This is a genomic window from Streptomyces sp. H27-D2, from assembly GCF_035828615.1.
Classification (GTDB): Bacteria; Actinomycetota; Actinomycetes; order Streptomycetales; family Streptomycetaceae; genus Streptomyces.
Window position 1 is genome coordinate 1 of sequence record NZ_JAYMZR010000059.1, and the last position, 25,796, is coordinate 25,796.

24 protein-coding genes are annotated in these 25,796 nt (G+C 70.8%); 13 read left to right on the forward strand and 11 right to left on the reverse strand.

Translation table 11 applies throughout. From position 1 onward, the window contains the following. The 4 genes from QMK28_RS21625 to QMK28_RS21640 form a co-directional block, all read left to right on the forward strand. A partial coding sequence (locus QMK28_RS21625) for an ABC transporter ATP-binding protein (RefSeq protein WP_326440493.1) occupies positions 1-621 on the forward strand: 621 nt, incomplete at its 5' end. A 1-nt stretch (position 622) separates the two neighbouring features. Next, positions 623-1,654 (forward strand): ABC transporter permease, encoded by a 1,032-nt coding sequence (locus QMK28_RS21630; protein WP_443050790.1) that lies wholly within the window; start codon positions 623-625, stop codon positions 1,652-1,654. A 201-nt stretch (positions 1,655-1,855) separates the two neighbouring features. Continuing rightward, complete coding sequence (efeU, locus tag QMK28_RS21635) at positions 1,856-2,701, forward strand: iron uptake transporter permease EfeU (protein ID WP_326440497.1); 846 nt, start codon at positions 1,856-1,858, stop codon at positions 2,699-2,701. 58 nt (positions 2,702-2,759) lie between these two features. After that, positions 2,760-3,479, forward strand: a complete 720-nt coding sequence (locus QMK28_RS21640) for a cupredoxin domain-containing protein (RefSeq protein WP_326440499.1) — start codon at positions 2,760-2,762, stop codon at positions 3,477-3,479. Positions 3,480-3,759: 280 nt separating this feature from the next. On the opposite strand, the gene QMK28_RS21645 is transcribed toward QMK28_RS21640, so the two are convergent. Together QMK28_RS21645 and QMK28_RS21650 are read right to left on the reverse strand one after the other, a co-directional pair. After that, on the reverse strand, positions 3,760-4,005 hold the full coding sequence (locus tag QMK28_RS21645) for a DUF397 domain-containing protein (protein ID WP_326440587.1): 246 nt from the start codon (positions 4,003-4,005) through the stop codon (positions 3,760-3,762). A gap of 6 nt (positions 4,006-4,011) precedes the next feature. Beyond that, positions 4,012-4,902 carry a helix-turn-helix domain-containing protein gene (locus QMK28_RS21650; protein WP_326440501.1) on the reverse strand — a complete coding sequence of 297 codons (891 nt, stop codon included), beginning with the start codon at positions 4,900-4,902 and terminating at the stop codon, positions 4,012-4,014. A gap of 328 nt (positions 4,903-5,230) precedes the next feature. On the opposite strand from QMK28_RS21650, the gene QMK28_RS21655 reads away from it, so the two are divergent. Then, positions 5,231-6,052: a DUF6415 family natural product biosynthesis protein gene (locus QMK28_RS21655; RefSeq protein ID WP_326440503.1), complete on the forward strand. Its 822-nt coding sequence runs from the start codon at positions 5,231-5,233 to the stop codon at positions 6,050-6,052. A gap of 109 nt (positions 6,053-6,161) precedes the next feature. Here QMK28_RS21655 and QMK28_RS21660 read toward each other — a convergent pair whose 3' ends face one another. The 9 genes from QMK28_RS21660 to QMK28_RS21700 all read right to left on the reverse strand — a co-directional run bounded on the left by QMK28_RS21660 (position 6,162) and on the right by QMK28_RS21700 (position 17,820). Continuing rightward, positions 6,162-7,538, reverse strand: coding sequence for a M28 family peptidase (locus QMK28_RS21660; protein WP_326440589.1), 1,377 nt, complete (start codon positions 7,536-7,538; stop codon positions 6,162-6,164). A 524-nt stretch (positions 7,539-8,062) separates the two neighbouring features. Next, on the reverse strand, positions 8,063-8,668 hold the full coding sequence (locus QMK28_RS21665) for an HAD family hydrolase (protein WP_326440505.1): 606 nt from the start codon (positions 8,666-8,668) through the stop codon (positions 8,063-8,065). Between the two features lie 147 nt (positions 8,669-8,815). After that, positions 8,816-9,265, reverse strand: coding sequence for a VOC family protein (locus tag QMK28_RS21670; protein WP_326440507.1), 450 nt, complete (start codon positions 9,263-9,265; stop codon positions 8,816-8,818). Positions 9,266-9,368: 103 nt separating this feature from the next. Next, positions 9,369-10,418, reverse strand: a complete 1,050-nt coding sequence (gene rarD / locus QMK28_RS21675) for an EamA family transporter RarD (protein WP_326440509.1) — start codon at positions 10,416-10,418, stop codon at positions 9,369-9,371. A gap of 277 nt (positions 10,419-10,695) precedes the next feature. Beyond that, complete coding sequence (locus tag QMK28_RS21680; protein ID WP_326440511.1) at positions 10,696-11,787, reverse strand: 2-oxoacid:ferredoxin oxidoreductase subunit beta; 1,092 nt, start codon at positions 11,785-11,787, stop codon at positions 10,696-10,698. Beyond that, complete coding sequence (locus QMK28_RS21685) at positions 11,780-13,750, reverse strand: 2-oxoacid:acceptor oxidoreductase subunit alpha (RefSeq protein ID WP_326440513.1); 1,971 nt, start codon at positions 13,748-13,750, stop codon at positions 11,780-11,782. Before QMK28_RS21685 ends, QMK28_RS21680 begins: the two co-directional genes overlap by 8 nt. A gap of 274 nt (positions 13,751-14,024) precedes the next feature. After that, positions 14,025-14,684 carry a response regulator transcription factor gene (locus tag QMK28_RS21690; RefSeq protein ID WP_326440515.1) on the reverse strand — a complete coding sequence of 220 codons (660 nt, stop codon included), beginning with the start codon at positions 14,682-14,684 and terminating at the stop codon, positions 14,025-14,027. A 207-nt stretch (positions 14,685-14,891) separates the two neighbouring features. Next, positions 14,892-16,202: a sensor histidine kinase gene (locus QMK28_RS21695; protein WP_326440517.1), complete on the reverse strand. Its 1,311-nt coding sequence runs from the start codon at positions 16,200-16,202 to the stop codon at positions 14,892-14,894. 403 nt (positions 16,203-16,605) lie between these two features. Next, positions 16,606-17,820 (reverse strand): sensor histidine kinase, encoded by a 1,215-nt coding sequence (locus QMK28_RS21700; protein ID WP_326440519.1) that lies wholly within the window; start codon positions 17,818-17,820, stop codon positions 16,606-16,608. A gap of 396 nt (positions 17,821-18,216) precedes the next feature. On the opposite strand from QMK28_RS21700, the gene QMK28_RS21705 reads away from it, so the two are divergent. Genes QMK28_RS21705 through QMK28_RS21740 form a run of 8 tightly spaced genes read left to right on the forward strand, consistent with a single transcriptional unit; the run spans position 18,217 to position 25,502 of the window. Continuing rightward, positions 18,217-18,627 carry an NADH-quinone oxidoreductase subunit A gene (locus tag QMK28_RS21705; protein ID WP_326440521.1) on the forward strand — a complete coding sequence of 137 codons (411 nt, stop codon included), beginning with the start codon at positions 18,217-18,219 and terminating at the stop codon, positions 18,625-18,627. Next, a complete protein-coding gene (gene nuoB, locus QMK28_RS21710; protein WP_326440523.1) occupies positions 18,618-19,430 on the forward strand; it encodes an NADH-quinone oxidoreductase subunit B in 813 nt (270 codons plus the stop codon). Before QMK28_RS21705 ends, nuoB begins: the two co-directional genes overlap by 10 nt. Beyond that, on the forward strand, positions 19,427-20,929 hold the full coding sequence (locus QMK28_RS21715) for an NADH-quinone oxidoreductase subunit C (protein ID WP_443050789.1): 1,503 nt from the start codon (positions 19,427-19,429) through the stop codon (positions 20,927-20,929). The genes nuoB and QMK28_RS21715 overlap by 4 nt, the downstream gene beginning before the upstream one ends. Further along, positions 20,926-21,891 carry a complex I subunit 1/NuoH family protein gene (locus QMK28_RS21720; RefSeq protein ID WP_326440525.1) on the forward strand — a complete coding sequence of 322 codons (966 nt, stop codon included), beginning with the start codon at positions 20,926-20,928 and terminating at the stop codon, positions 21,889-21,891. The genes QMK28_RS21715 and QMK28_RS21720 overlap by 4 nt, the downstream gene beginning before the upstream one ends. Next, the gene (locus QMK28_RS21725) at positions 21,891-22,505 is read left to right on the forward strand and encodes a NuoI/complex I 23 kDa subunit family protein (RefSeq protein ID WP_326440527.1); all 615 of its coding nucleotides are present in this window, start codon (positions 21,891-21,893) and stop codon (positions 22,503-22,505) included. Before QMK28_RS21720 ends, QMK28_RS21725 begins: the two co-directional genes overlap by 1 nt. Then, entirely contained in the window at positions 22,502-23,107 is a 606-nt protein-coding gene (locus QMK28_RS21730; protein ID WP_326440528.1) for an NADH-quinone oxidoreductase subunit J family protein, read from the forward strand. Before QMK28_RS21725 ends, QMK28_RS21730 begins: the two co-directional genes overlap by 4 nt. Beyond that, a complete protein-coding gene (gene nuoK / locus QMK28_RS21735) occupies positions 23,107-23,499 on the forward strand; it encodes an NADH-quinone oxidoreductase subunit NuoK (protein ID WP_326440530.1) in 393 nt (130 codons plus the stop codon). The genes QMK28_RS21730 and nuoK overlap by 1 nt, the downstream gene beginning before the upstream one ends. Beyond that, entirely contained in the window at positions 23,496-25,502 is a 2,007-nt protein-coding gene (locus QMK28_RS21740; RefSeq protein WP_326440532.1) for an NADH-quinone oxidoreductase subunit 5 family protein, read from the forward strand. The genes nuoK and QMK28_RS21740 overlap by 4 nt, the downstream gene beginning before the upstream one ends. The last annotated feature ends 294 nt before the right edge of the window (positions 25,503-25,796 follow it).

Here is a 25,796-nt window from a genome sequence, read left to right on the forward strand (position 1 = left end):
ACCGCCGACCCGCGCACCCGCGCCGCCCGCGTCGGGCAGGCCCTCGACCGGGTCGGGATGGCCGCCGCGGCGGGCAAGAAGGCGCGCGCCTACTCGCTCGGCATGAAACAGCGGCTCGGCCTCGCCGCAGCGCTGCTCCAGCCGCGCGAACTCCTCGTACTCGACGAGCCGACGACCGGCCTCGACCCGCAGGGCATGCGCGAAATCCGCTCCCTGGTAAGGGAGTTGGCCGCCGGCGGCAGCACCGTCTTCCTCTCCTCGCACCTCCTCGACGAGATCGAGCAGGTGTGCTCGCATGTGGCCGTGATGGCTCAGGGCCGCCTCATCCCCCAGGGCTCGGTCGCCGACCTCGCGGCGGGGGTGCGCGGCCGGCTGGCCGTCACCACCCCCGACCCGGCGGAGGCGCTGCGGATCCTCAAGGAGTACGGAGTGACGGACCTCGTCGTCCTCGACGACCGGATCACCGGCGAACTGCCGGCAGTGGACCCGCCCGACCTCGCCGATCTCAACGCCGCACTGGTGCGGGCCGACGTACGGGTCCGCGCCTTCGGCACCGAACGCGCCTCGCTGGAGGACGCGTTCGTCGCGCTGACGGGGGAGGGCTTCGATGTCGCGGGCTGAGATGTCACGGGCGGCGGGGACGGGGGAGGACGGGGCGGTGGCCGGCGTGCCCGGCGCGGGGGTGCCAGGCGCAAGTGCACCACCCGGCGCGGGCGCACCCGGCGCAAGCGCACCCGACGTGGTCGCTCCCGGCCCGCCGAAGCCCGTACGGCGGGCCGCGCTCCCCCCGCTCCCCGCCGCGCCCCGCCGCCCCAGCCCGCTCTGGGCGCTGGCCCTCTTCCGCAGTGAGCTGGGCACGACCTTCCGGCGCTGGCGGACGCTCGCGCTGCTCGGGGTGCTCGCGGCCGTGCCGGTGCTGGTCGGCCTCGCGGTCAAGATCGAGACCAGCGACGGCGGTTCGGCCGGCGGCGGAGGCGGCGAGGGTCCGGCCTTCATCGCGCAGGTGACCAACAACGGACTGTTCCTGGTCTTCACCTCGCTGGCGGCGACGCTGCCGTTCTTCCTGCCGATGGTCATCGGGGTGATCGCCGGGGACGCCGTCGCGGGCGAGGCCGGCGCCGGAACCCTGCGCTATCTGCTGGTCGCCCCGGCGGGCCGCAGTCGGCTGCTGCTCGCCAAGTACGCGACGACGATGACCTTCTGCCTGGTCGCGACGCTCGTCGTGGCGCTCTCCGCGCTGCTGACCGGCGCGCTGCTGTTCCCGCTGGGCGATGTCACGCTCATCTCCGGCGTCACGGTCCCGTTCTCCGAGGGGCTGCTGCGGTCCGTGGCCATCGCGCTCGTCGTAGCCGCCTCGCTGACCGGCATCGCGGCGCTCGGCATCTTCATCTCCACGCTCACCAACAGCGGCATCGCGGCCATGGCGACCACCATCGGGCTGCTGATCACCGTGCAGATCCTGGACGTGATCCCGCAGCTGCACGCGGTCCAGCCGTATCTCTTCTCGCACTACTGGCTGAGCTTCGCGGACCTGCTGCGCGAGCCGGTCTACTGGGACGAGCTGATGAGGAACCTGGGGCTCCAGGCGCTGTACGTGGCGGTCTTCGGCTCGGCGGCCTGGGCGCGGTTCACGACCCGCGACATCACGGTCTGAGGCACGGCCGTGATGTCGCGGGGCATGGATCGGGCCCCGAGCCGTCCCGGTCCATCCGCATCAGTCGACTCGACCCACTGCGGGTCGATCCGCAGGCCGAGGCTCTTCGCGAATCGGCTGCGCCGCGGCCATCCGTACGGTGACCCAATCGCCGCCGTTCCGTTAGGCAAGGCTCACCTAATTCACGGTTAGAGTTCAGCCGTGTTCGCCAACTACCTCATCGGCCTGCGCGAGGGCCTGGAAGCTTCCCTCGTCGTCGGGATCCTCATCGCTTACCTGGTCAAGAGCGGTCACCGCGACCGGCTCCGCCCCATCTGGGCCGGAGTCGCCATCGCCGTGACCCTCAGCCTCGCCTTCGGCGCGGTCCTGACCTTCACTTCCTCTCACCTGTCCTTCAAGGCCCAGGAAGCGTTCGGCGGCACCCTGTCCATCGTCGTGGTCGGTTTCGTCACCTGGATGATCTTCTGGATGCGCCGCACGGCCCGGTCCCTGAAGGCCGAACTGCACGGCAGGCTCGACGCCGCGCTCGCCATGGGCGCCGCGGCCCTGGCTCTGACCGCGTTCATCGCGGTCGGCCGCGAAGGGCTGGAGACCGCACTGTTCATCTGGACCGCGGTGCAGGCCGCCGGTCAGAGCGCCGACCCCGTTCTCGGTGCGGCTCTGGGCCTGGTCAGCTCCGTCATCCTGGGCTACCTCTTCTACCGCGGCGCGATCAAGGTCAACCTCGCCAAGTTCTTCACCTGGACCGGCGCCGCCCTGGTCGTCGTCGCCGCCGGCGTGTTCTCCTACGGCGTCCACGATCTGCAGGAAGCCGACATCCTCCCCGGTGTCGACGCCCTGGCCTTTGACGTCTCCAGCGCGATCCCGCCCAGCAGTTGGTACGGCACTGTCCTGAAGGGCACCGTCAACTTCAGCCCTGCCTCCACCTGGCTGGAGGTCGCCGCCTGGCTGATCTACATCCTCCCCGTCATGACGCTGTTTTTCCTGCCCAGCCGCGCCGAGGCCGCATCGCCTGCGGACAGCACCGCGCCGGCCGCACAGCAGTAACCGCTCGCAGTTCCCCGCTTTCTCACGTCCCCCTTGTTCGTACGTTCGGAGATTCCGCATGCCTTCCTCCCGCTCGCTCATTCTCGCCGGCGCCGCTGCCTTGGCCCTTCCGCTGCTGGCCGCCTGCGGCGGCGACACCGACGCCAAGGACGGCGCCGCGAAGATCGCCATCACCGCGACCGACACCACCTGTGACGTTGCCAAGGCCGACCTGCCCGCCGGCAAGGCAACCTTCGCCGTCACCAACAAGGGCGACCAGACCACCGAGGTCTACGTCTACGGCGAGCACGACGGCGCCTACACCAAGGTCGTCGGCGAGGTGGAGAACATCGGCCCCAGCACCTCCCGCGACCTGCAGGTCGACCTGAGCGGCGGCACCTACGAGATCGCCTGCAAGCCCGGCCAGCGCGGCGACGGCATCCGCAGCAAGCTCACCGTCGCCGGCGGCACGAAGAGCGACGAGGACAAGAAGGACGAGGCCGCCTACGACCGCGAGGTCGAGGTCGAAGCGAGCGACTTCGCCCTCGAAGGCCTCAAGGGCTTCACCGCCAAGGCTGGCGAGAAGATCGAGTTCAAGCTGGAGAACAAGGGCAAGACCGAGCACGAGCTGGAGGTCTTCGGCCCTGACGGCACCGAGGTCGGGGAAGTCGCCCCGGTCAAGCCCGACGCGACCGGCGAGGCCGTCCTCACCCTGGCCAAGCCCGGCACCTATACCTTCAAGTGCGGCATCGGCGGCCATGCCGACCAGGGCATGAAGGGCACCTTCACCGTCCGCTGACGCCGCGGGCCGCCGGCCCCGCTCCTCACTCCGAAAGTCGCTCCACCAGCTACCAGGCCCCGCCGGTGATACCGGCGCTGTTGGTCAAGTCGACTCCCACGCTCACCAACCGCTCGGCGAAAGCCACCTTCCCCACCTCCGCGTCACCAACGGCCACGGTCTGAGGCACGGCCGTGATGTCGCCGGGCATGGATCGGGCCACCGGCAGGGTAGAGCGGCAACACGGAACGGCCCTCCTCGATTTGGCTGAGGAGGGCCGTTTGGTTTGAGTGGTGCGGGATCAGTTGTCGACCGTGCCGAAGTCAGCGTGACCGGATCGGGCGAAGCCCACGAACGCTGACCAGGCTGCGGGCGACACGGTCAGGGCTGGTCCCGACTTGTCCTTCGAGTCCCGGATTGCCACTGCGTTGCGCTGAGCGATGAGGTCCGCGATTTCGACGCAACTGTTGCCGGTGCCGTCGCTGTACGACGACTTGCTCCAGGCGCCCTCAGGCGCGAGTTCGTTGGCTGCGATGTGAGTGTTGATGACTGTCTACCTTCGCGCTAGTTGTTCCAGGAATTCGATGGTGTCTTCGATGCCGAGGGACAAACCCACCATCGTGTCGAACCGCCGAGTGAACCGGTCCACTTCTCGGGACTTGTCCGAGGTGGAGACAGCACCCCAAGCGTTGTCGGTCTGCACACGGGCTCCCAGCTCACCGAGGTTGAGAATGGCGAAGTCGTTGCTCGCCCGATACCCACGTTTGAAGGGCAGTACCTGGATCTTTATGTGGTCTGCTTTCGCCAACCTGACGATCTCGTTGTACTGCTCAACCATCACGTCGGCGTCGCCTACAGGGATCCGAAGGGCTGCCTCGCCGAGGATGACGCGGAGTTGCACGGGCTCCTCGCGCGTCAGCACTCTCTTCTTCCGCTCCATGCGAAGGTCCACATTGCGCGTGATGAACTCGCTGGTGTTGTCCTCGACGGGCCGCTGCACCTCGAAGAGCGCCTTCGCGTACCGCTCCGTCTGGAGCAGCCCGTAGACCACGGTCGGGTGATAAGCGCTGATCAGGGTGGCCTCTGCCTCAAGGCCCACGTAGTGCGGCATGCCTGTCGGCATGGAACTGCGGTACTGGGTCAGCCAATCCTCGTTGCCGGTGTCGCGGTTGAGCTCCACCAGCTGGCTGATCAGTGCTTCGTCGGTGACGCCGTACCGCTTCAAGAGAGTACGTAGGTCACCCACGTTGCGCCGGAAGTTGAGTTCGCCGGTCTCGACTCGCAGGAGCGAGGCTTCCGATAGTGCTTTGAGCCCCTTTACCGCTGCCCTGCGGGTCATGCCTCGGGACCTGGACTCCTCGACGGGCGGGCAGTTCTCGCGCAACTGCCGCAGTTGGATGCCGAGCTCCAGTCGCCTTCCGGTCATTCCACGTTTCGCTGCCACCTGTGCACCACTCCATGCCTCTGTGCAGGTCGAGTACCACCCTGCGCTGAGTGTTGCACTCCTGTGCTTGCTCCGCAGCCTTTTGCACAGGTCTCTGCATAGTCCAATGTGGCTCTCGCAGAAATTTCAGTGAGGTTTCGATTGCAGTCGAACCGGCATTGCCATCACGGTAGTTGAGCCGACGTAAACGTGGAGAGCGTTGTATGCGATCCGGCCTCTGAAAGTGAGAGGCGCGCGCATCGGCACCCCCTGAGCTGCGGAGGAATGAGCTATGACTCGCACTGCACCGAGCGAGATGATCATTGCGGAACGATGCGGCGATGGGGGCATGGACGCCAGCCGAGCATCGGCGTTCGACGGGGTAGAAGTGAGCCTCGAACGCACGTCCAAACCCGGCACGGAAATGACCCGTGACGAGATGCTGTGGCCCGGCCGGATCCGACGCATCAGCCACGCGCGACTGCGCATATGGGGTCTGCCCCACCTCACGGACACCGCCGGTTTGCTACTGACCGAACTGGTCACCAACGCCTTCCGGTACGGGCAGAGCGCAACCGTCGGCGTCCGGCTTTCCTACAGCGCCCAGGAGGTACGAATCGAGGTGGACGACGGATCGCCGACACGGCCGCACGTCCGCATGCCGACACCCGACGACGAAAGCGGCCGGGGCATGCTCCTCGTGGCGACGCTCGCCGACCGGTGGGGTATCAGCGACGACGGCACCCGCACGTGGTGCACCATCGCGGTCCCCGACGGGCAGACGATCGCTCCCCACCGAGTCGTGATCAGTGAGTCCGGCTACGACGCCGAGAAGGTACGGGAGACCATTGCCGCCGCGCAGGAGTTGACTCTCGGACCGCTGGCGCGGGAGAGCGATCTCACGCGGATGGCGTGGAAGCTCAACGAGTACGTCACGACTCTGCTGCCCTACGCCGAAGCGCGCGCGGAGCGGTTCGGGGATGGTTCTCCCACCCGGAAGTGGTGCCAGGACGCTGTCCTCAGCGCGCAGTGGAGGCAGGCCGTCGGCCCCCGGGGAGGGCTCGTCGCGGCCAACGCCCATGTGCGCGCACTCAGGCATGTGGTGCACGAGCTTCTGGGCATCGCTGAGGACTCCCGGCAGGAGGCGGAGCGTCACGTCGCTGACGCGTAGCCAGATTCCCCCCTCCGCGTCACCAACGGCGAAGCAGAGGGGGGAACAGGCCACGCCACGTCATCGAGGCGTATGCCGGCGTGGAGCGTTCCGCAGGATGGTGGGCCGGTTAGAAGGTGAGCTTCCAGCTGTCGATGAAGCCGATGTCCTGCGCGGCCACATCGCGTACGCGCAGCTTCCAGGTCCCGTTGGCGACCTCGGCGGAGGCGTTGACGGTGTAGGTGGCGATGACGTTGTCCGCCGAGTCCGACGAGCTGGAGTTCTTCAGCCGGAAGGCGGTCCCGTCCGGCGCGACCAGGTCGACGACGAGGTCACCTCGGTAGGTGTGCTTGATGTCCACGCCCACCTTCAGCGCGCTGGGCGCGTTGCCGGTACGCCCGGTGACCGCGATCGGGGACTCCACGGCTGCGCCGACGTCGGGCACATTGACGTTGTCGGTGTTCTCGAAGCTGGTGCCGGGCGGCGGGGTGGTTCCGGTGCCCAGCGTCCAGATCGCGTGCGCGATGGCGTCGCTGTTGCGGTCCAGGGCGGTGTCGTTGATGTTCGCCGTGGTGTCGCACGAGGAGTGGTAGCAGCGGTCGAACGGCTGGCCCGAGGTGCCGCCCCACTTCTGCGCCTGGGCGGCGGTCTTGGTGTAGTCCGCTCCGCTGAACAGGCCGCCGACGGGGACGCCGACGTTCTTGAACGGAGCGTGGTCCGAGCGGCCGTCGCCCTCGGTCTCGATCTCGGTCGGCACGCCTTTCGCGGCGAAGAAGTCCTTGAACAACGTCTCGACCTGGGGGTCGTCGTCGTAGACGAAGTAGCCGGGGTTCGGCGAGCCGATCATGTCGAAGTTCAGATACGCGTCGATCTTGGCGCGCTCGGTGCTCGGCAGGTTGTTGACGTAGTACTTCGACCCGACGAGGCCCAGCTCCTCCGCGCCCCACCAGCCGAACCGCAGGTGCTTCGTCGGCTGCAGCCCCTCACGGGACACCGCGAGCGCCGTCTCCAGCACCCCCGCGGACCCGGAGCCGTTGTCGTTGATCCCGGCGCCGGCGGTGACCGAGTCGAGGTGCGACCCGGCGAACACCACATGGTTCGGGTCGCCGCCCGGCCAGTCCGCGATCAGGTTCCAGCCGGTGGCGCCGCTGGAGGTGAACTGCTGGAGCGTGGTGGTGAACCCGGCGGCGTCCAGCTTGGCCTTGACGTAGTCGATCGACGCCTTGTAGCCGGCCCGGCCGTGCGCGCGGTTGCCGCTGTTGGCGGTGGCTATCGACTGGAGCTGGGTCAGATGCGCCTTGACGTTGGCGAGCGGTATGTCCGGCGCCGCGAGGGTGGTCGCGGGCGGCGCGGCGGACGGTGCGTGGGGCTGCGCGGCGGAGGCTGGGCCACTTCCCGAGACCAGCAGCCCGACGATCGCTCCGGCCGCGGCGGTCGCGGTCGCGACCTTGCGGGGCCAGGATCTTCGGGGGGTGCGTCCGACGGTGCGCGATGACACGTACGACATGGATGACATGTGGGGCTCCGGCTTCCGAACGGGGTCAGGACGGAACGAGCTGTGTGACGCGAGGCTGATGTTGGGGCTGAAGTTGACTCTTCGTCAAGGCGAGAATCGGACACGGTCCGCCGAATATCGACCATCAGAGCGCCGCACGAGCGTTCGCCGCTGAGCGCGGGATGTCGCGTCGGGGGCGCGATATCGCTGGTGAGAGCGATGACGGGCCCGGCGCGGGGGTGTGGGCGGAGGGCGTCGGGGGCGCTGCGGCTGCGGGGGAGGCGGCTCGCGCAGGATGACGGTTTTCAGCCGTAGCGGGGTGGGGCGGTGTCCGCTGGGCGGTCGTTGGGAGCGGCGGATCGAGAGGCTCGACGCCCGGGGTTCGACGCCGGGGGCCCGACGCCGGGGGTTCGCCGCCCGCCGCCCGGAGCCCGAGGCTCGACACGCGCCGCCCGCCGCCGGAGCCCGAGGTTCGACACGCGCCGCCCGCTGCCCGGCGCACGTGCTCCAGGCAGCGGGCGGCGGTCGGGCGTCAGCTACCGATGGGGGATGTGTGCGAGCGCCGCGATCAGCGGGACCGGCATGTACGCGGGCCAGGACGGCCGGTTCACCTGGTAGGCGACGTACCCGAGGGAGCGGGCCGTCCGCACTTCCCCGGTCGTCTCCGCCTCGTACACCACCCGGCAGCGCCCGGCGGCCTGCCTGGCGCGGTCCCACAACGCGGGTGCCGGCTTGCGCTCCGCCTCGGTCCGGGGGGTGAAGATGCGGTCGCCGAAGTCGGCCCAGGCGAACGGGCCGGAGCCCTTCCAGTCCTTGCCGATCACCTTCTTCAGCTCCGCCGCCCGCGCCGCGTCGGTCGCGCCCCAGGCGGACGGAACGTTGGTGATCAGGCCGACGGGGATGTGGCGGGCGCGCAGCGCGCGCAGGTGCTCGGCGGCTCGCGGCACGTAGCGCACGCTGTTGTCGTCGGCCGTGTGCACCAGCGTCTCGCCGAGGTCGAAGTACACGACCACGCAGCCGCGGCGCGGGGCGGCCTCGGCGGCGCTCGCGGTGGTGGCTGCGGCCGGCACGGTCATGGCCGCCGCGCCGGCCAGGGCGAGCAGCATGCGGCAGGTGAGTTTCCGAGCGGAGGTCTGCGTCATGTGGGGGTGCCTTTTCCGTTGGAGGCACCAGAGCGTATAGGCGTCATTTGCGTGTCGTGCGGGTGTACGCGAAAAATCCCTTCGGTCCGGTCGTCGCCGTATCACCCTTTGGTGGAACGGCAGTTGACTCCCCGCGCCCGCCACTCCTCAATGCACGCAAAACTCGTTGCCCTCAGGGTCCGACATGATCGTCCACGCGCCGGCCGGCTCCTTGACCCGGCGCAGGACCGTCGCGCCCAGGCCCTCCAGCCGTGTCGTCTCGTCCTCCCGCGTGCCCGGCTCGGGGTGCAGGTCGATGTGCAGCCGGTTCTTCACGGTCTTCGGCTCCGGCACGCGTTGGAAGAGCAGCCGGCGGCCCGCGCCGACGCCCGTGTCGTGGTCGTACGGGTCGTCGGGGTGCCGTACGGCGACCAGGTCGAGCCAGGAGCGGCGGCCCGCGTGTTCGGTGACGGCGGATTCGTCGACCGCGCCGAAGCCGAGGAGTCGTGCGATCAGCGCGCTGTGGTCCTCGACCTCGTAGCCCATCGCGGCGGCCCAGAAGTCGGCCTGCCGGTGCGGGTCGGCGGCGTCGATCACGAGTTTCCAGTGCACTGCCATGGCTGACTCCCGTCGTCGGCGCGGCCGAGTCCGCGCTGGTGCAGCCAGTTATAGCGGACCGGTCTGACACGCGAGGTGGCGGAGGACGGCTGACCTGCCGCGTTCAGCCGCGCAGCGCTTCCGGTTCGGGTGCTGATCCCGACGGGGCGGCGTCAGGAACCGCTGCCTCCGGAACCACCTCCGGAACCACCTCCGGAACCACCTCCGGAACCACCTCCGGAACCGCCCCCGCGACCGCCGCCGACGTCGCAACCCGCAACGCCGCCCGCGACCGGTGCGCGTTGTGCAGCGCGTCCCAGGTGAGCAGCGCCAGCGCGAGCCAGACCAGCGAGAAGCCCGCCCAGCGTTCGGGCGGCATCTCCTCGTGGAAGACGACCAGGCCGAGCACGAACTGGAAGGTCGGCGCGAGGTACTGCATCAGGCCGATCGTGGAGAGCGGCAGCCGTACCGCCGACGCGCCGAAGGCGATCAGGGGCAGGGCGGTGATGACGCCCGTGCCCGCGAGGAGCAGGGCGTGTACGGGGCCGGTGTCGGTGAAGGTGGAGCCGCCTCGGGCGCCCAGGAAGATGAGGAAGCCGAGCGCGGGCAGGAATTGCAGCGCGGTCTCGGCGGCGAGCGACTCCAGGCCGTCGAGGCCGACCCGCTTCTTGATCAGGCCGTACGAGCCGAAGGAGAAGGCGAGGGTGAGCGCGATCCACGGCGGCCGGCCGTAGCCGATGGCCAGCACGAGCACGGCGGCCACTCCGACGCCGACGGCCGTCCACTGAAGGGGCCGCAGCCGCTCGCGCAGCACCAGCACCCCGAACGCGATGCTGACCAGCGGGTTGATGAAGTAGCCGAGGGCGGCTTCGACCACATGTCCGGAGTTGACGCTCCAGATGTACATGGCCCAGTTGACCGAGATGACGGCGGCGCCGAGGGCGATCAGCGCGAGGCGCTTGGGCTGCCGGAGCAGCGGGCCTATCCAGGACCAGCGGCGCATGACGATCAGAACCAGCACGACCGCCGCGAGGGACCAGACCATCCGGTGGGCGAGGATCTCGATCGCGCCGGTCGGCTCCAACAGCGGCCAGTAGAGCGGGAAGAGGCCCCACAGACCGTAGGCGGTGAATCCGTAGGCCAGGCCTGTGCGGTGTTCGCTGGGCGAATTCAACGGACCCTCCCCGGTGTACGACGGCCCGATGAAAGTATCGCCGCACGGCCCCGCCTGTCATTTCCGTATCGCCATACGGTCCTGACAGGCGGGGAGGGAGCGGGTGAAGCCCTGGGGAGGGCCCGAGTCGGTTCAGGCCTTCAGCGCGGACCCGACGACGCGGCCCGGACCCGATAGCCGCTCAGGTCCGGGCCGCGTCATGCGTGCAGGTCGTGCAGGCGGTACGGGTCGTACGGGTCGTACGGGTCGTACGGGTCGTACAGACGGCGACGCCGGGTCAGCCCACCACCGTCCACGTGTCGCTGCCCGCGAGCAGCGACGCCAGGTCGCCCTTGCCGTTCTGCTCGACGGCCCGCTCCAACTGGTCGGCCATGTCCGTGTCGTAGACCGGCCGGTGGATGCTGCGCAGCACCCCGATGGGGGTGTGGTGCAGGGTGTCGGGGTCGGCCAGCCGGGAGAGCGCGAAGGCGGTGGTCGGCGAGGTGGCGTGCGCGTCGTGCACCAGCACCGAGCCGGCGCCCTCGGCCGCGACGTCGATGACCTTGAGGTCGCCGGTGGCCTGGTCGCGGATGACGCCCTTGGAGCCGAGGCCGTCCGCGAGCGGCGCGCCGAAGCGGATCGGCTCGCCGTGCTCCAGACGGATGACGGCCTCCTCGGCCTTGTCCTTGTCCTTGAGCACGTCGAACGCGCCGTCGTTGAAGATGTTGCAGTTCTGGTAGATCTCGACGAGCGCGGTGCCGGGGTGCGCGGCGGCCTCCCGCAGCACCGAGGTGAGGTGCTTGCGGTCCGAGTCGACGGTGCGGGCCACAAAGCTGGCCTCGGCGCCGATGGCGAGCGAGACCGGGTTGAAGGGCGCGTCCAGCGAGCCCATCGGGGTCGACTTGGTGATCTTGCCGACCTCGGACGTGGGGCTGTACTGGCCCTTGGTGAGGCCGTAGATCCGGTTGTTGAACAGCAGGATCTTGAGGTTCACATTGCGCCGCAGCGCGTGGATGAGGTGGTTGCCGCCGATGGACAGCGCGTCGCCGTCGCCGGTGACCACCCAGACGCTCAGGTCGCGGCGCGAGGAGGCCAGACCGGTCGCGATGGCGGGGGCGCGGCCGTGGATGGAGTGCATCCCGTACGTGTTCATGTAGTACGGGAAGCGGGAGGAGCAGCCGATCCCGGAGACGAAGACAACGTTCTCCCGCGCGAGACCGAGCTCGGGCATGAAGCCCTGCACGGCGGCGAGGACCGCGTAGTCACCGCAGCCGGGGCACCAACGCACTTCCTGGTCGGACTTGAAGTCCTTCATGGACTGCTTGGCGTCAGCCTTGGGCACCAGTGAAAGTGCCTCAATGCTGGGCTTCTCCGTCGTCATCTCAGGCATCGATGGCCTCCTTGAGCGCATCTGCGAGCTGCTCGGCCTTGAACGGCAGACCCGTCACCTGGGTGAAGGAACGGGTGTCGACCAGGTATTTCGCGCGCAGCAGGTGAGCGAGCTGACCGAGGTTCATCTCGGGTACGACCACCTTGTCGTAACGCCGCAGCACCTCGCCGAGATTCCGCGGGAAGGGGTTGATATGGCGTAGATGCGCCTGGGCGATCCGCTCGCCGGCGACGCGGGTGCGGCGGACGGCCGCGGTGATGGGGCCGTAGGTGGAGCCCCAGCCGAGCACCAGGGTGTCGGCGCCCGCCCCGTCCGGTCCCGCCGGGTCGTCGACGACCAGGTCGGGCACCTCGATGCCGTCGATCTTGGCCTGCCGGGTGCGGACCATGAAGTCGTGGTTGGCCGGGTCGTAGGAGATGTTGCCCGTGCCGTCCTGCTTCTCGATGCCGCCGATGCGGTGTTCGAGGCCCGGTGTGCCGGGGATGGCCCACGGGCGGGCGAGGGTCTTCGGGTCGCGTTTGTACGGCCGGAAGACCTCGGTGCCGTCCGGGTCCGTGTGGTTCGGGCCGGTGGCGAACTGCACGCGCAGGTCGGGGAGTTCGTCGACCTCCGGGATGCGCCACGGCTCCGAGCCGTTGGCCAGGTAGCCGTCGGAGAGCAGGAAGACCGGGGTGCGGTAGGTGAGCGCGATCCTGGCCGCCTCCAGCGCCGCGTCGAAGCAGTCGGCGGGCGTCTGCGGGGCCACGATCGGCACCGGGGCCTCGCCGTTGCGGCCGTACATCGCCTGGAGCAGGTCGGCCTGCTCGGTCTTGGTCGGCAGGCCGGTCGAAGGCCCGCCGCGCTGGATCGCGACGACCAGCAGCGGCAGTTCCAGCGAGACCGCGAGCCCGATCGTCTCGGACTTGAGCGCGACGCCGGGGCCCGAGGTGGTGGTGACCGCGAGCTGGCCGCCGAAGGCCGCGCCGAGCGCCGCGCCGATGGCCGCGATCTCGTCCTCGGCCTGGAAGGTGCGGACGCCGAAGTTCTTGTGCTTGGACAGCTCGTGCAGGATGTCCGAGGCCGGGGTGATCGGGTACGAGCCGAGGTAGAGCGGCAGATCGGCCTGCGCGCCGGCGGCCACCAGGCCGTAGGACAGCGCGAGGTTCCCGGAGATGTTGCGGTAGGTGCCGGCCGGGAAGGCCGAGGTCGCGGGCTGCACCTCGTAGGAGACCGCGAAGTCCTCAGTGGTCTCGCCGAAGTTCCAGCCGGCCCGGAAGGCCGCGACGTTGGCCTCGGCGATCAGCGGCTTCTTCGCGAACTTCTTGCGCAGGAACGTCTCGGTGCCGTCGGTGGGCCGGTGGTACATCCAGGACAGCAGGCCGAGCGAGAACATGTTCTTCGAGCGCTCGGCCTCCTTGCGGGAGAGCCCGTACCCCTTGAGCGCCTCGACGGTGAGCGTGGTGAGCGGCACCGGGTGGACGCTGTACGCCTCCAGGGTGCCGTCGTCCATCGGGCTGGCCTCGTAGCCGACCTTCGCCATCGCGCGCTTGGTGAACTCGTCGGTGTTGACGATGATCTCCGCGCCGCGCGGCACATCGGCCAGGTTGGCCTTGAGCGCGGCCGGGTTCATCGCGACCAGCACATTGGGCGCGTCGCCGGGGGTGAGGATGTCGTGGTCCGCGAAATGCAGCTGGAAACTCGACACGCCCGGCAGGGTGCCCGCGGGCGCCCGGATCTCAGCGGGGAAGTTCGGCAGCGTGGACAGGTCATTGCCGAAGGAGGCCGTCTCGGAGGTGAAGCGGTCCCCGGTGAGCTGCATGCCGTCACCCGAGTCGCCGGCGAACCGGATGATCACCCGGTCGAGGCGGCGGACTTCCTTGACGCCACCGGGTTTACGCTGCTCCCCGACGGCTGACGTCTCGCCCTGCTCGGCTGACGCGGCGGAATCGGCCTGTTCGGCCGGGCTACTGACCTGGCTGGTCACTGCTTCGGACCTCCCTCGAGGCGTCGGCTCGGAACTGGCGTGCCGGCCACTTGACCCACCGGCCATGCTACGTGGGCAAGGGTCGCCTTCCCTGGATGGATCACAGAATGGTCACCCCGCTGAGACGGCTTTATGTCACGGCTTGGCATGGTTCATTCGCCCCCCGGCCCCTTCTTCGCAGACGCTGCCCGCTCATCCTTTGGTTCTACGACTGGTTCTACGACCACGGCCCCGACCCGGTCATTCGTCCCGGATCTGACAAAGTGTCAGCGTGCTAGGTGTTGAGGTAGGTGAGCACGGCCAGCACCCGCCTGTGATCCCCGTCACTCTGCGACAGGCCGAGCTTCAGAAAGATATTGCTCACATGCTTCTCCACCGCCCCGTCGCTGACCACGAGTTGCCGCGCGACAGCTGAGTTCGTCCGCCCCTCGGCCATCAGGCCCAGCACCTCCCGCTCGCGCGGGGTGAGCCCGGCCAGCACGTCCTGCTTCCGGCTCCGGCCCAGCAGCTGCGCCACGACCTCGGGGTCCAGCGCGGTGCCGCCGCCGGCGACCCGCACCACCGCGTCCACGAACTCACGCACATCGGCTACCCGGTCCTTGAGCAGGTAGCCGACCCCACGGCTGGATCCGGCCAGCAGTTCCGTCGCGTACTGCTCCTCGACGTACTGCGACAGCACGAGCACCCCTAGTTCCGGGTAGCTCCCGCGCAACTGCACAGCCGCTCGCACGCCCTCGTCGGTGTGCGTCGGCGGCATCCGTACGTCCGCGACCACCACGTCCGGCAACGCGCCTTCGTCGGCCATCTCGCGGATGACCTTGATCAACGCCTCCGCGTCCCCGACGCCCGCCACGACGTCGTGTCCCCGGTCGGTCAACAGTCGGGTCAACCCCTCCCGAAGCAGCACCGAATCTTCGGCGATGACCACTCGCACCCTGTCCTCCACGATTTCTGGCCCCCCAGTTTGCGATGTGAGGCCATCAGCATCCCAGCATTGGGATGCCCGCGTCGCCCACAGCGTCGGGCAGCGGGCTAGGGGTGTGGTGGAGGAAGACATTCGGCGCGAACGGGCGGTGGTTGATCACCGTCCGTTCCCGCCGGCCGTGCGACCGACGTGCCGTCAACTGGTCCCGTCGGCCGTTCAGCCGCGCCAGGGGAACTCGGCGGTGATCGCGGTGGGCCCGCCCACGGGCGAGTCGACCACCAGGATTCCGTCGACCGCGTCCAGCCGTTCGGCCAGCCCCGCCAGGCCGCTGCCCGACGTGGCGTCCGCGCCGCCGCGCCCGTCGTCCGTCACCTGGACCATGATCCGGTTCTCGGAGCGCCACACGTCGACCGTCGCGTGCCGGGCCTGCGCGTGCTTGCTGATGTTCTGCAGCAGCTCGGAGACGGTGAAGTACGCGATGCCCTCGATGGCCGGCGCCGGGCGGGCCGGCAGGTCCACGATGGCCTGCACCGGAACCGTGCAGCGCGCGGCCAGGGCGGACAGGGCCGGGCTGAGGCCGCGGTCGGTGAGGATCGCCGGGTGGATGCCGCGGGCCAGGTCGCGCAGCTCCTGGAGGGCGATCTTGACCTCGCCGTGCGCCTCGTCGACCATCTTCGCCGCCGCCTCCGGGTCCTCCAGCAGCTTCTCCTTGGCCATCCCGAGCCCCATCGCCAGCGCGACCAGCCGGGCCTGTGCGCCGTCGTGCAGGTCGCGTTCGATGCGGCGCAGGTCGGCGGCGGCGGTGTCGACGACCGTGCCGCGGTCCGACTCCAGCTCCCACACCCGGCTGGCCAGTTTCGACGGGCCGAGCAGCCCGGACACCAGCGCCCGGTCCACCTGCGTCAGACCGCGGATCACCCACGGACCGGCCATCACCAGCACCAGGCCGATGCCGCTGGTCAGGGCGATCTCGAACGGGGTGTCCAGATGGAAGGCGTGGTTGTCGTCGCCGTAGAGCTGGATGCCCGACTGGCCGAGGTACATCGGGAAGGTCCACTTCCACAGCGGATAGGACAGCAGCGCCCAGCCGACGGACCAGAACGTCACCGAGAAGGTGAACGCGAACACCGCCCACGGGAAGTGCAGCACGCAGTAGAGCAGGTGCCGCCAGGACGCCCCGCTCTTGAGCATCGCGCCGACCCAGGCCATCGGGCCGCCGCCCTTGGGCCGCACCGGCTGCGGCGCGCCGACGTCCAGCCCCAGCAGCGCGCGCGCCCGGCTCCGCTCCACGGCGCCCAGCCCCCGGCAGCCGGCCAGCCCCAGCGCCAGCAGCGGCACACCGAGGAAGGTCACCAGCAGACCGGCGCTGACCGAGACGGTCGTGATGGCGAAGGTGAACATCACGATCGCCATCGGCAGGCTGAGGAAGAGATAGAGGAACTCGCGCCAAGCGCGGCCTTCGAACGGCGCACGCAGTGCCGCGGGCACCCGGTGAGTGCGGGTCTCCGGTCCGTATGCGGTGGCCATCGTGTCGTCCGTTCTGCGGTAAGCCGCGGTCCGCTTGCGCCGAGTCTCGGCGGGCGTGCGCTGATCGGGGGGCGCCCTGATCAGACGTGCCCTGGTGGGGTTGCCGCCCGAGCCCCGGCGCGGGTCTGGTGCTCCGTACCCACAGCCTGCTGGAACGGGGGCCGCCGGACCATGAAGCCGGTCGGCCTCTTGGGCGGGGGGTTTTCCCTACCCCGGGGGTGGGTGCGGGGTCGTGCGGCGCTGCGGTCGGACGGCGCTGCGGTCGTGCGGCGCTGTGGTCGTGCGGCGCTGTGGTCGGACGGAGCTGTGGGCCGCACGGTCCGTCGGCGGTGGCCCGTACGGTGCGGGGCCTACGGGCAGTCTGCTGCCGGCAAGCCGCGCGGCGCGACCGCCCTACGCTCCGTCAGCCGTCCGTACGGTCGCGCCACGGCAGCTCGGCCGTGATCTCGGTCGGGCCGTCGGCGGGTGAGCTGAGCACGAACAGCCCGTCCACCGAGCCGAGTCGCTCGGAGAGCCCCGACAGGCCGGTGCCGCCGCTCGTCAGGGTCGCGCCGCCGTGCCCGTCGTCGCACACCCGGATCAGCAGCCGGTTCCCCACCCGCCACAGCTCGACGGACGCGCTGCGCGCCCCGCTGTGCTTGCTGATGTTCTGGAGCAGCTCGGAGACGGTGAAGTACGCGATGCCCTCGATGGCCGGGGCCGGGCGGGCCGGCAGCTCGACGGAGACCCTGACCGGCACCGTGCAGCGGGCGGCGATCGAGGACAGCGCGGCGTTGAGGCCGCGGTCGGTGAGCACCGCGGGGTGAATCCCGCGGGCCAGGTCGCGCAGCTCCTGGAGCGCCAACTTCACCTCGCCGTGCGCCTCGTCGACCATCCGGGACGCCACCTCCGGGTCCTCCAGCAGCTTCTCCTTGGCCATCCCGAGCCCCATCGCCAGCGCGACCAGCCGGGCCTGCGCGCCGTCGTGCAGGTCGCGCTCGATGCGGCGCAGGTCGGCGGCGGCGGTGTCGACGACCGTGCCGCGGTCCGACTCCAGCTCGGCGACGCGGTACTCCAGCTCGTCGGACGGCGAGAGCAGCCCGCGCACCATCGCCCGGTCGGCGTTGGTCAGCCCGCGCGCGACCCACGGCAGCGCCGGCCAGCCCACGAAGAGCGAGACGAGGGCGACGGCGAAGGTCAGCACGCCCCAGGGCAGCCGGATGAAGCAGTACAGCGTGCTCCGCCAGCCGACCGGGTCCTTGAGCGCTGTCCACAGCCAGGGGAAGAAGCCGCGGCCCGCCCGCCGCCGGATCGGGCTGGGCTCCTCGATCCGTACGCCCAGCAGCCCACGGGCGCGGGCCCGCTCCAGCCGGCCGATCAGCCGGCTGCCGAGCAGCCCGAGCGCGAGCAGCGGCAGCCCCACGACAGTGACCGAGAGCAGCACGCCCGCGTAGATCCACAGCGAGATGTAGGCGAAGCCGATGACGCCCACCGGAAGGTTGGCGAGCAGATGCGAGATCTCCCGCCAGGTCTGCGCGCTGAGCGGCGCGCGCGGCGGCGGCAGCCTGTCGTCGTGGCCGCGGGGATCGCCAGGGCCGGTGCTGTCCGCAGGGCTCGCGGTCAAGGTGCTCTCGGTCATACCGGCCAGCCTGCCGGGCCGCGGACCGCCGCGCCATGGGGTACGTGGGTGGGAGGGAGTAGGGATATCCCCACCTCACGATGGGCGCGCGGCACTCCGGGCAGGACCGAAGGGGGACGAAAGCGGTTCGGAGCGGAGGGAAGCGGGCGGAAGCGGGTGGGCACGGCGCGCTCGTCGGTGTGGTTGTCGGTGCGGTTGTCCGTGCGCTCGCCGCTGGATGAGAGGGGACGAGAGCGGACGAGAGCGGTGCGCGAGTGGCCTGTGCGCAAGCTGTACGCGTGAGCAGTACGCGGGACGGCTGCCCAAATGCGTGTGGGCAGGGCCTAGACTCCCGTGCGTACAGATCGTCGAACACACGGTGTCGACTGCCAGCGGGCCAGGGAGCGAGGGACGGACGTGCCGGAGACGACCGTACGGACCACCAGTACGCAACTCGCGGCCGACTACTTCCAGAGCTATTCGGTCGTCGGCCTGCTCGCGATCGTCGGCGTGCTCTTCGTCGCCGTGGCCTTCGGGGCCGGGCGGCTGCTGCGGCCGGTGGTGCCGACACCGGAGAAGCTGCTGACGTACGAGTGCGGCGTGGACCCGGTCGGCGAGGGCTGGGCGCACACCCAGGTCCGCTACTACGTCTACGCGTTCCTGTACGTCATCTTCGCGGTGGACTCGATCTTCCTCTTTCCGTGGGCGACGGTCTTCGCCGCGCCCGGCTATGGCGCAACGACGCTGGTGGAGATGTTCATCTTCCTCGGCTTCCTCGCCATCGGCCTGCTGTACGCCTGGAAGAAGGGCGTCCTCGAATGGACGTGACCCCTGTGGACGAGAATGTGCCCGATATTTCCGCCGACGCGAACGCGGCGGGCGCCGCCCCGGCGGTCGCGAGCCCCGTGGACCTGCCGGCGCCCCAGCGCCTCGGCGTGCTGTCCCGGCTCGCGCCCGAGCCCATGAAGGTGATCCTCAACTGGGGCCGCCGCTACAGCCTGTGGGTCTTCAACTTCGGACTCGCCTGCTGCGCGATCGAGTTCATCGCCGCGTCCATGGCGCGGCACGACTTCATCCGGCTCGGCGTCATCCCCTTCGCGCCCGGCCCGCGCCAGGCCGACCTGATGATCGTCTCCGGGACGGTCACGGACAAGATGGCGCCCGCGGTCAAGCGGCTGTACGAGCAGATGCCCGAGCCGAAGTACGTCATATCGTTCGGTGCCTGCTCCAACTGCGGCGGCCCGTACTGGGACTCCTACTCGGTCACCAAGGGCGTCGACCAGATCATCCCCGTCGACGTCTACGTACCCGGCTGCCCGCCCCGGCCCGAAGCGCTGCTCCAGGGGATTCTGAAGCTCCAGGAGAAGATCGCCCGCGAGTCGCTGGCCGAGCGGTACGGGCCGGAGCCGGTCCGTACGGGGGATGCGGCCGGAGCGGTGGGCGACAGCGCCGGGCGTCCGTCCGTCGGCGCGCTGCGCAGCGGGCTGGTCGCGGCTCCGCCGACACCGGGCGGCCCGGCTGCGGCGCTGCCGTCCGAGTCCGCTGAGCCGTCCGGGCCCGCTGCCGGGCCCACCGCTGAGACTTCCGCTGAGCCCTCCGCTCGTCCGACCGCACAGGAAGGCGACCGGTGACCGAGCCCACCGAGCCGAAGCCCCCGACGGAGCCGTCGGAGCCCTCGGCCGCGTCGGCGGCGGGCTCCGCCGCCGCGAAGCCGGACCCCGCCGCCGCGCCCGGGACGAGCGAAGCCCCGGCGGCGGCCGAGGCGCTGGAGCCCGCCCCCGAGCTTGCTCCGGCTGCCGCTCCGCAGCCGCCCGTGGGATGGCTGCCGGGCGGCGCCGAGGAGTTGTTCGGCGAGGGGGCGAGCGCCGAAGAGGCGTACGCGCTGCTCACGGTCGACGTCCCGCCGGCCGCCTGGCTCACCGCGCTGGAGACCGCGCGGGACACGCTCGGCTGCACCTACTTCGACTGGTTGAGCGCGGTGGACGAACCCGCCGTGGGCTTCCAGGTGCTCGCGCACGTCGTCGCTCTCGGCCACGCCGCCGAGGGCAAGCCGCTGCGCCGGCTGCTCGTACGGACGACCGTGCCGCACGACGCCCCCGTGCTGCCGACCGCGATCGGCGTGTACGCCGGCGCGGGCTGGCACGAGCGCGAGACGCACGAGATGTTCGGCGTCGACTTCACCGACCACCCCAACCTCGTACCGCTACTGCTCCCCGAAGGCTTCGAGGGGCGTCCGCTGCGCAAGGACTTCGTCCTCGCGGCGCGGGTGGCCAAGGCGTGGCCGGGGGCCAAGGAGCCGGGCGAGCCCGAGCACGGCGGCCCCAAGCGCCGCCAGATGCTGCCGCCCGGCGTCCCGGACCCGAACGAATGGGGCCCGCTCAAGGGCCAACTGCCCCCGGCCCCAGCACGCCCGGCGCGCGGGGCGCGTGCGGCGGGCGCGGCCGGCGCGGCGCGCGCGGGTCGTACGGCGGGCGCGGCGGGCGCGGCAGTCCCGGGGGAGCGCGCGCCCCGGCGCGACCGGAGCGCGGGCTCGGGCTCGGCGAGCCAGCAGGAGGCGACCACCGCACCGACGGGTGGCGAGACGGCACCGGCTGCTCCGGATGCGACGGCGGCGCCCACGGCTCCGGCGGCGCCCACCGCCCCAGCCGCACCCACTGCCCCGGCTGCGGAGCGCCCCGTACGCAGCGAGCCCGGTGCCGGCGAAAGCCCGGCGAGCCCGCAGCAGGCCGAGGCCGCCACCGGTGAGCCCGCGAGCGACACCCGGCCTTCGTCCGCCGTCCCTGCGGAGCGACCGGCACCCCGCAAACCGGCCTCTGACGCCCCGTGGCACAACCCGATCCCCGCAACGGACGAGGCTGAGCAGCCGGAGTCCGACGTGGCACCCGCGCCGAAGCCGGAGTCCGACGTGGCACCCGCGCCGAAGCCGGAGTCCGACGCAGCGCCCGAGCCCGGCGCAGCGCCCGGCCCGGAGCCCGTACCCGGCCTGGAGCGGAAATCCGGCCCGGGGTCCACCCCCGCAGCCGGGTCCAAACCCGACTCTGCGCTCCCCCAGCCCGAGACCCCCTCGGCCCCTGACACCCCCTCGACTCCCGACGCCCCCGAGACCCCCGAAGGAGGCGAGTCCCGGTGACCGACGTCCTCGACGTCGCCTGGCGCCTGATCGCCGTCTTCGTGGCCTTTCTCGTGCTGCCGCTCGTCGTCGGCCAGACCGAGCACAAGGTCATGGCCCATATGCAGGGCCGGCTCGGCCCGATGTACGCGGGCGGGTTCCACGGCTGGGCGCAGCTCGTCGCGGACGGCGTGAAGTTCGCGCAGAAGGAAGACATCGTCCCGGCCAACGCCGACCGCCGTATCTTCCAGATCGCGCCCGCCGTCGCGCTGCTCCCGTACCTGCTCGTGCTCATCGCGATCCCGATCGGTCCGGGCGGCGCCGTCGGCCAGACCATCGACGCGGGCATCTTCTTCGTGCTCGCCGTGATGGGCGTGGGGGTGCTCGGTTCGCTGATGGCGGGCTGGGCCTCGGCCAATAAGTTCTCGCTGCTGGGCGGGCTCCGTACGGCCGCGCAGCTGTTGGCGTACGAGCTGCCGATGCTGCTCGCCGCCGCCTCCGTCGCGATGGCCGCCGGCACGGTCTCGCTGCCCGGGATGCTCGACGCGTTCGAGTGGTGGTGGGTGCCGTGGCAGATCGTCGGCGCGCTGATCTTCTTCATCGCGGGTCTCGCCGAACTCCAGCGGCCGCCGTTCGACATGCCGGTCGCCGACTCGGAGATCATCTTCGGCGCGTACACCGAGTACACCGGGCTGCGCTTCGCGCTGTTCCTGCTGTCCGAATACGCGGGCATCGTCGTGCTCAGCGCGCTCACCACGGTCCTCTTCCTCGGCGGCTGGCACGGCCCGTTCGGCGCCGACGGCCTCGGCTGGCTGTGGACGGTGCTCAAGACGGCGCTGCTCGCGTTCGTCGTCATCTGGCTGCGCGTCAGCTATCCGCGGCTGCGTGAGGACCAGTTGCAGAAGCTCGCCTGGACCGTCCTCATCCCGCTCGCTCTGGCCCAGATCGCCCTCACCGGCGTCGTCAAGGTGGTGATCTCCTAGTGGCTCCCCTTCCCGGCAGCGGCCTGGCCAAGGGCCTCGCTGTCACCCTGCGCACGATGACCAAGCGCACCGTCACGGCGCAGTATCCGAATGTGCAGCCCGAGCTTCCGCCGCGCAGCCGCGGCGTGATCGCGCTGTTCGAGGAGAACTGCACGGTCTGCATGCTCTGCGCACGCGAGTGCCCGGACTGGTGCATCTACATCGACTCGCACAAGGAGACGGTGCCCGCCGCCGCCGAGGGCGGGCGCGAGCGCAGCCGCAATGTGCTGGACCGTTTCGCCATCGACTTCGCGCTCTGCATGTACTGCGGCATCTGCATCGAGGTGTGCCCCTTCGACGCGCTGTTCTGGTCGCCGGAGTTCGAGTACGCGGAGACCGACATCCTCAATCTGACCCATGAGCGGGACAAGCTCCGCGACTGGATGTGGACCGTGCCCGAGCCGCCCGCGCTCGACCCGGCGGCCGAGGAGCCCAAGGAGATCGCCGCGGCCCGCAAGACCGAGGACAAGCTGCTGGCAGCGGAGCAGGCAGCCGAGCAGGCAGCCCAAGCCGAACAGGCGGCGCGGGCCGCCCAGACCGAGCAGCCCGACCCGCGCCCCGAGGGCGACGCGTGACCCCCGCAGCCGCGCTCGCCGCGGACGCGGCCGGCGACGCCGTCGCGCGGACCCAGGGCTTCCTCTCCCCGAGCGGTGTCGAGATCGTCTTCGTCCTCGTCGGCCTGGTCACCCTCGGCGGCGCCGTGCTGGCCGTCTCCAGCAAGCAGCTGGTGCACGCCGCCCTGTGGCTGGTCGTGGCGCTCGGCGGGCTCGCCGTCGAGTACCTGCTGCTCACGGCGGAGTTCATCGCCTGGGTGCAGGTGCTGATCTACGTCGGCTCGGTCGTCGTGCTGCTGCTCTTCGGGCTGATGCTCACCCGGGCCCCCATCGGCCGTTCGCCGGACGCCGACTCGGGCAACCGCTGGGTCGCGCTCGGGGTGGCCGTCGCCGCCGCCGTGACCCTGGTGTGGGTGGTCGTGGACGCCTTCCGCGCGACCTGGATCAACCTGGAGCCGGTCGCCCCCCGGGGCGACGGAGCGGCCAAGGGGTCCACCGAGATCTCCGGCGAGATGCTCTTCCAGCACTGGGTGCTGCCCTTCGAGGCGCTCTCCGTGCTGCTGCTCGCCGCGCTCGTCGGCGCGGTCGTGCTGTCCCGCCGCGACAGGGAGGTAACGCGCTGATGCACCTCGCCTATCCCGCCGTACTCGCCGTGCTGCTCTTCTGCACCGGGATCTACGGCGTGCTGGCCCGCAGGAACGCGATCCTGGTGCTGATGTCCGTCGAGCTGATGCTCAACGCCGTCAACCTCAACCTCGTCGCCTTCGACGTCTGGCTCCGCGACACGCTGCACGCGGGCCAGGCGCTGACCCTGTTCGTCATCGCCATCGCCGCCGCCGAGATCGGCATCGGCCTGGCCATCGTCCTGCTCGTGTACCGCAACCGGGGCAGCTCCGACGTGGACCTGCTGCGCGACCTGGCCGAGTCCGACACCGACCCGGACGGTCCGGACGCCGGCGGGGCCGGACCGGCGGCCGACACCGCGCAGCCCCAGAAGGCGGAGGCCGCCGCGTGACCACCACGACCCTCGCCGTCCTCGTCCCGCTGCTGCCCTTCCTCGGCGCCGTCGCGGGACTGCTGCTCGGCCGCCGGGCCCCCGGCTTCGTACGGCCGCTGGCGATCCTGCCGACCGTCGCCGCGCTGGCGCTCGCGGTCGTGGTGGCGCTGCGGCAGGGCGGCGGGGACGCGCTCGACGCGGCGACCCGGCTCACCCCGACCGGCTCGGTGCCGATCGACCTCGCGCTGCACCTCGACGGCTTCGCCGTACTCGTGGCGGTGCTCGTCGGCGTCGTCGCGACCTGCGTGCAGATCTACTCCACGGGCTACCTGCGCGGCGACCCGCGCTACCCGTCGTACGCCGCGCTCGTCTCCCTGTTCACCGCCGCGATGCTGCTGGTCGTCTACTCCGGCGACCTGATGGTGCTGCTGGTCGGCTGGGAGATCATGGGCATCTGCTCGTACTTCCTGGTCGGCCACTACTGGGAGACGGCCGCCGCGCGCTCCGCCTCGCTCAAGGCGTTCCTGGTCACCAAGCTCGGCGACGTCCCGTTCCTGATCGGTATCTTCGCGCTCGCCGCCGACGCCGGCACCTTCCGGATCAACGGCATCCTGACGGCCGCGGTCTCCGGCGACGGCATCGGCCACCCCACCCTGATCGCGCTGCTGCTGCTCGCCGGAGTCGCGGGCAAGTCCGCGCAGTTCCCGCTGCACACCTGGCTGCCCGACGCGATGGCAGGACCGACCCCGGTCTCCGCGCTCATCCACGCGGCGACGATGGTCACCGCGGGCGTCTACTTCGTCGCCCGGCTGCTGCCCGTCTTCGCCGCCTCGGCCGCCGCCCTGATGGTGCTGGCCGTGATGGCCGCGATCACCATGATCGGCTCGGCGCTGGCCGCGTTCGCCCAGGACGACATCAAACGCGTGCTGGCCTACTCGACCATCGGCCAGCTCGGCTACATGACCGGCGCCCTCGCCGTCGGCGACCGCGGCGCGGCCGTCTTCCACCTGCTCTCGCACGGCGCGTTCAAGGCGCTGCTCTTCCTCGGCGCGGGCGTGATCATCCACGCGGCGGGCACCAACTCCCTCGCCGCGATGTCCCGGATGAGCGGCCTGGCCAAGCGCATCCCCGACGCCTACTGGACGATGACGGTCGCACTCCTCGCGCTCGCCGCCATCCCGCCCTTCGCCGGCTTCTTCTCCAAGGAAGCCGTACTCGGCGCGGCCGAACACGCCGCCACCGGCCATGCGCACGGCATCCCCGGCGCGGCCGGCTGGACCGTCCTGGTCGCCGGGCTGCTCACCGCCCTGCTCACCGCCGGCTACGCGGCCCGCCTCTGGCTGCTGGCCTTCCACGGCAAGGGCGCGCCGGTCCCCGACCACGGCAAGCAGCCGATGAGCATGAACGCCGTGCTGTGGGTGCTGTTCCTCCCCACCGCCGCGCTCGGCCTCAGCGTCGGCGTGCTCCCCGACTGGTTCGACGACCGGTCCCTCGACCCGACCCTCACCACCTCCGTCATCGGCACCGGCCTCGCCCTCGCGGGCGTACTCGTGACGTACGGGGCCTGGCGGCACACCTCGGCCGCCGCCGCCCGCACCCCGCTCGGCGCGGTCGCCGCCCACCCGGACGCCGAACCCGCCGCCGCCGAGATCGAGGCCATCGCGAGCCACGAGGCCGCCTACGGCGGCATCGCCTCGGCCAGGACCGTGTTCGACGGCCGCATCACCGATCCCGGCCGGCTGCTGCTCGGCCCCCTGCACCGGCACGCGGTCACCGGCTTCCACCTGGACGCCGTCTACACCGCCCTGTTCGTACGCCCCGTCCGGGCCGCCGCCGAACTGGTGCGCTTCCTGGACCGCGAGGTCATCGACACCTACGTACGCGGCGCGGGCGGCGCGACCCGGCTGCTCGGCACGCTGGTCCGGCGCGCCCAGACCGGCAACGTGCAGAGCTACCTCAGCGCGCTGCTCGCCGGCTCCGTGGTCCTGGCGGTCGCCGCCGTCCTCATCGGGGGAGGCTGACCCGTGCCCCTGCCGCAGCGATGTCCCGACGGTCCCGACGGGGAGGCCCTCGCGCCGCCCGCGCCGAAACCGGCTCCCGGTCCCGTCACGAACCGGAGCCGGCTCCGGTGCCTCGGCGCCGGTCCCATCACGAACCGGCGCCGACCCTGTCGCGTCGTGGCCGGTCCCGTCACGAACCGGCGCCGGCACCCCCTGGCCGGTCCCGTCACGAACCAGCCCCGTACCGCCACCACCGGCACCCCCAACACCACCCCGAACCGACACCCTGAGGAGAGCCCGAGGTGAATCAGACCG